This is a genomic window from Candidatus Sodalis sp. SoCistrobi (genome assembly GCF_900143145.1).
Taxonomy (GTDB): domain Bacteria; phylum Pseudomonadota; class Gammaproteobacteria; order Enterobacterales; family Enterobacteriaceae; genus SoCistrobi.
The window spans coordinates 1-4,457 of record NZ_FRDB01000223.1 but is presented as its reverse complement, the minus strand read 5'-3'; the positions used below and the strand labels follow the sequence as shown (position 1 = coordinate 4,457).

The following is a 4,457-nucleotide window of genomic DNA, read 5'->3' as shown; positions in this document are numbered from 1 at the left end:
CGGCGACTCCTACGATAATGCGATGGCAGAGAGTATCAACGGGTTGTACAAAACGGAGGTTATCCACCGCGGGAGCTGGAAAAACCGGACGGAAGTGGAGTTGGCCACGCTGGACTGGGTGGACTGGTACAACAACAGAAGGCTGCTCGGGCGGCTGGGTTACATCCCTCCTACTGAAGCCGAAATGAACTATTACGCTTTGCAATTAGCATCAGAGGAAGCGGCGTAGTATTGCCAAAATTACTCTCTAATAAACTCGGGGTTATTCAGTGAGAGAAAAATATCACCCTCTTACGAGAAAAAGCACGGAAGAAGAATTATCCCGATTTCTTGATGATATGCGTAATAAGCATGATGAACATCATGATGATAATGTTCGGGCGCTTTCAGCGTTGTTTTATCTCGCGGGAATAAAAACGGCCCGACATAGCATTGAGATAACGGAAATGTCTGACGATGAAAAAAAAGCGCTGATTATTGCCATGAACCATTGTCGAGCGATGGTGAGCTTATTTCCTAAGCAGCTAACACTGCCAGGTTAATCCACCACAGAAATTTAATGGCGTAAACCCGCCGGGCTTCTTTTTGCCAAAATTCAGGATCAATCACTATGCAAAATGTCGATGACCATAACACAGAAATAATGGATGCAAAGCTTCGTCAGGTTTTGGTCGATTTGTGCGAGAACGAGCGACGGCACCACGCAGCGATGATGACGAGACGATTTGAAATTTTAGCGCTAGAGATTGATCGTCGCAGACTCAGCGGTAGCGAAGCCGCCGAACTACTGCGCAATACCGCCGACACCCTCTCCAATCAAGCGCAGGGCATCGACTGATGCCTGATGCAATGGATCTTATTCAGTGGCGTGAGGAAGAAGAGCGCCAGCACCTGATACGCCGTGCGCTATCAGCGTCCGAGGGTGTTTCTCGTTCACTCTGTGCTGAGTGTGATGCGCCAATCCCGCCCACGCGCCGCCAGGCTATTCCGGGTGTGCAGCACTGCGTGACCTGCCAGGAAATCAATGAACTTAAAAACAAACACTACTGTAGGAGGATGGTATGAAACCTATCCTGAAATGGGCGGGCGGCAAGTCTCGCCTGATGCCCCGCTTGCGCCCCTTCCTGCCGGCGGCTGACTGCCTGGTTGAACCTTTTGTGGGCGGTGCCTCGGTTTTTCTCAATACCGATTACCGCCGCTATGTGCTGGCAGACATTAACCCCGACCTTATCAATTTCTATCAAGCGGTCGTTGATAGTCCGGAAAGCGTGATTCGGGGGGCGCTGCCTTTGTTCAGGCACGGCAGTAGCAGCTGTGACTATGAGCGGCACCGTGCAGATTTTAATTACCGGCATACGTCCGCTTGTATCGAGCGAGCCGCACTTTTTCTTTACCTGAAGCGCCATGGCTACAACGGCTTGTGCCGCTACAACCTGAGTGGCAGGTTCAATGTCCCGTATGGCGGTTACAGGAAGCCCTATTTCCCTGCCACAGAAATCCATCTGTTCGCCGAAAAGGCCCGCGATACCCATACCCGGTTTGTCTGCCTGCCCTTTGCGGAAACACTGGCGTTTCATGTCGATGAACACTGTGCCGTTTATGCCGACCCGCCTTATTTACCGCCTGAAGACAAAGACGGCTTCACGGGGTATTACATCGCGCCGTTTCGGGACGAAGAACATCAGGCGCTGGCTGATGCCCTGACGGAGACCCACCTGCGCTGGAACGTCCCTGTCGTGCTTTCGGGCAGCAATACTCCCAAGACCCATGCCGCCTATCGGGGCTTTACGTTTCACTACACGCACACCCATTACAGCATCGCCGCCAAGGGGGCTAGCCGGGGTAAAGCCGGGGAGGTGATTGCCACGCTGAGCGAAAGCCATGCTCGCCCGCAACCCTTGGCGCAAGCCGATTTCCCTATGTCAGGGGAGCAGGCCGCATGAACGTCAGCACCGATATTGACCATTGTCATTTTTGCGGAAGAACAGATGCCGATTACCCCTTGCTTGTATCGAGAAATGCGGCCATTTCCGCCTCGTGTGTTGTGCTCGCCAAACAAGTCCTCGCATACCACATCCGGTCGCTGAAAATGACTGAACTGACGGAGGGTGAGGAATGACCGATTACGACGTTTTACTTAAAACCACCTTTGAGGTGTGGGCCCGCAAACGTCATTTTGATCTCACTGAGTTGTCACCACATATTGTCGATAACCTGGGCGATGATATTAATCACTATCAGCACCCTGATACCACCCTGGTTTTTACCTGCTTCCGCGCCGGTTTTAATGCAGCTGACGCGCTTTTACCGGGTTTTTATGAAGGGCTGGAGGTTGACTGATATGCCGCAGTCCAGCGTCGTCTACCCCTGGAACAGCAAGCCCCTGCTGCCGATTGAGCGGGGGATCCCGACCCATGAGGAAATGCGCCTTGCTGAACTTCGGCGCAAGGACTATCTCCAGGCAAAAAAACAGGTTAGCGGCCAGCTGGAAACAGTCAGATCAAGTATTTACTGGCGCTTCGGCCAGCGCAAAAAGCAAAAGGGCCTTGACAGTGCCCGCCGCTGGTTAACTGAGTCCGTGGTTAAGGTGATGCTGCCGCGCATTGCGCGTGTGAACAGCGGCTACCGCCTGAATGAGATAGACGATGACGATTTCCGTGCGCTGTTTGGCGACCGCGCAACCCAGTCCCCCCAGCATAATGGCGTGGTGGCCTTTTTACGCCTGCGCACTCAGCGGCAGCGCTTGCCCGACCTGGACAGTCAGGCGCTTAAGTCTCTGGCGAACGCCGCTGCCCATGTTGCCGCCACGGAAGTGGCCCACCTGAGCCACGCGCAAGGCGATAAAAGCGAATGGCGCATCGTCTATGACCACTATCATCACCTGGCCCGCATTGTTCGTCTGCTGGGCGTACAGCCGCCACTCTGGCGCAAGCTGGAAAAATGTTTTGTTCCCTTTGATGCCCAACCGGCCATCAGGCGGATGTGTGATGCGCGATGGTGGTTGAACAGCCTGCGCCGTACCGCCAACCGCTGGCGTGAACATCTGGCTATCGCCATGGGGTATGTGCATAAGCACGCCTCCCCGAATGTCAGTACAACCGCCTTGCGTGACTGGCACGAACAGCGTCGCCGTACCAACGAGTGGCGCAAATGCATGGAGCTGGAAGACGAAGAGGGTAACCGTATCAGCCTGATGGATGGCTATGCCGCCAGTCAGGCCAATCCCGCCATCCGACGCACTGAGCTGATGGTACGACTACGGGGGTATGAGGACATTGCCAACGCTGAGGGCTATGTTGGGGCATTTGTGACCATTACCGCGCCCTCAAGCCATCACGCCACGCTAGAAAATGGGCGCGTTAACCGTAAGTGGAACGGGGCCAGCCCGGCAGACACTCAACGCTACCTCAATGGTGTCTGGGCCTGTGCCCGCGCTAAATGCCATCGCCAGAGGCTGCGCTTTTTCGGTATGCGCTCCGCCGAGCCACACCATGACGGTACGCCGCACAGCCATTTACTGATATTTGCCCGCCCGGAAGACCTGCCCCGCATCCTGGAAATCCTGCGCGACTATGCCATGGCGGCAGACTGCGATGAATTGCGCAGCGCCGTCGCGGCAAACGCCCGGTTTGATGCCGAAGCCATTGATCCAGAAAAAGGCAGCGCCACCGGTTATGTTGCCAAATACATCTCAAAAAACATCGACGGCTACGCCATGGACGGTGAAATCGACGACGAAAGCGGCAGGCCGATAAAGGAAAGCGCGCAGCGCGCGACCGCCTGGGCTTCACGTTGGGGCATTCGCCAATTTCAGTTTATTGGCTGCACTCCCGTCACCGTCTGGCGGGAACTGCGCCGCCTGAATGACAGCGAAGCCGCGCACGGCCTGAGCGTGGAATTTGCCGCCTGCCACGATGCAGCCAACGCCCCCGACTGGGCGGGGTACGTCAATGCCCAGGGCGGGCCACTGGTCAAGCGTGATGATTTGGCGGTGCGCACCTGGTACCAGCCCGCCGAGGTACTCAATCAGTACGGCGAGGAGATGCTCAGTATTCGCGGCCTGTTCGATACGGTCGTGGGCGCGGACTCGCCGATCCTGACCCGGTTGAAGCAGTGGAAGATTGTGCCGAAGTTGGCCGTTGACGTTAGCAACGCGGATGCGTTGCCTCGGAGTTCTGTCAGTAACTGTACGGGCGAGCATGGCCCGCCGGATCATCCCTGGGTCAGGATGAGGCAACAGGTTTAAGGATTTCGAGATAAAAACGGGGGGAACATCAGAAGAGAAAGTCTTTTTCGGTCTCTGTTTTTTTCAGGCGGCGGATTGCTGAATAAATTCCATCACCATCTGCCGCTGTTGCGGGTTCATGCCGTCAACCACCGCTTTAAAGAGTTTGTCGGTGGTTTTGGCGCTGGGACTCAGTGTGTGGGAAAAGGTGATATTGAGCACAAAGGTATGC

The 4,457-nt window shown here is 55.3% G+C and carries 7 protein-coding genes; all 7 read left to right on the top strand.

What is annotated here, in order from left to right; genetic code table 11:
• Nucleotides 1–229: integrase core domain-containing protein (locus tag CINSTRO3249_RS13095; RefSeq protein ID WP_143146879.1), on the top strand; the 229-nt coding region annotated here is incomplete at its 5' end.
• Between the two features lie 40 nt (nucleotides 230–269).
• Nucleotides 270–542 carry a DUF5347 family protein gene (locus tag CINSTRO3249_RS13090; RefSeq protein WP_125933192.1) on the top strand — a complete coding sequence of 91 codons (273 nt, stop codon included), beginning with the start codon at nucleotides 270–272 and terminating at the stop codon, nucleotides 540–542.
• Between the two features lie 68 nt (nucleotides 543–610).
• Nucleotides 611–838 (top strand): DUF2732 family protein, encoded by a 228-nt coding sequence (locus tag CINSTRO3249_RS13085; RefSeq protein ID WP_074013594.1) that lies wholly within the window; start codon nucleotides 611–613, stop codon nucleotides 836–838.
• Nucleotides 838–1,065 (top strand): TraR/DksA family transcriptional regulator, encoded by a 228-nt coding sequence (locus CINSTRO3249_RS13080; protein WP_074013593.1) that lies wholly within the window; start codon nucleotides 838–840, stop codon nucleotides 1,063–1,065. Before CINSTRO3249_RS13085 ends, CINSTRO3249_RS13080 begins: the two co-directional genes overlap by 1 nt.
• Complete coding sequence (locus CINSTRO3249_RS13075) at nucleotides 1,062–1,943, top strand: DNA adenine methylase (protein WP_084790230.1); 882 nt, start codon at nucleotides 1,062–1,064, stop codon at nucleotides 1,941–1,943. The genes CINSTRO3249_RS13080 and CINSTRO3249_RS13075 overlap by 4 nt, the downstream gene beginning before the upstream one ends.
• A 172-nt stretch (nucleotides 1,944–2,115) precedes the next feature.
• Nucleotides 2,116–2,340: a hypothetical protein gene (locus tag CINSTRO3249_RS16775; RefSeq protein WP_074013591.1), complete on the top strand. Its 225-nt coding sequence runs from the start codon at nucleotides 2,116–2,118 to the stop codon at nucleotides 2,338–2,340.
• Nucleotide 2,341: 1 nt separating this feature from the next.
• Nucleotides 2,342–4,246, top strand: coding sequence for a replication endonuclease (locus CINSTRO3249_RS13060; RefSeq protein ID WP_074013590.1), 1,905 nt, complete (start codon nucleotides 2,342–2,344; stop codon nucleotides 4,244–4,246).
• Nucleotides 4,247–4,457 lie beyond the last annotated feature (211 nt).

Coding starts and splice junctions, on each gene's coding strand:
- CINSTRO3249_RS13085 (WP_074013594.1), top strand. CDS start 611: ATGCAAAATGTCGATGACCATAACACAGAAATAATGGATGCAAAGCTT.
- CINSTRO3249_RS13080 (WP_074013593.1), top strand. CDS start 838: ATGCCTGATGCAATGGATCTTATTCAGTGGCGTGAGGAAGAAGAGCGC.
- CINSTRO3249_RS13075 (WP_084790230.1), top strand. CDS start 1,062: ATGAAACCTATCCTGAAATGGGCGGGCGGCAAGTCTCGCCTGATGCCC.
- CINSTRO3249_RS16775 (WP_074013591.1), top strand. CDS start 2,116: ATGACCGATTACGACGTTTTACTTAAAACCACCTTTGAGGTGTGGGCC.
- CINSTRO3249_RS13060 (WP_074013590.1), top strand. CDS start 2,342: ATGCCGCAGTCCAGCGTCGTCTACCCCTGGAACAGCAAGCCCCTGCTG.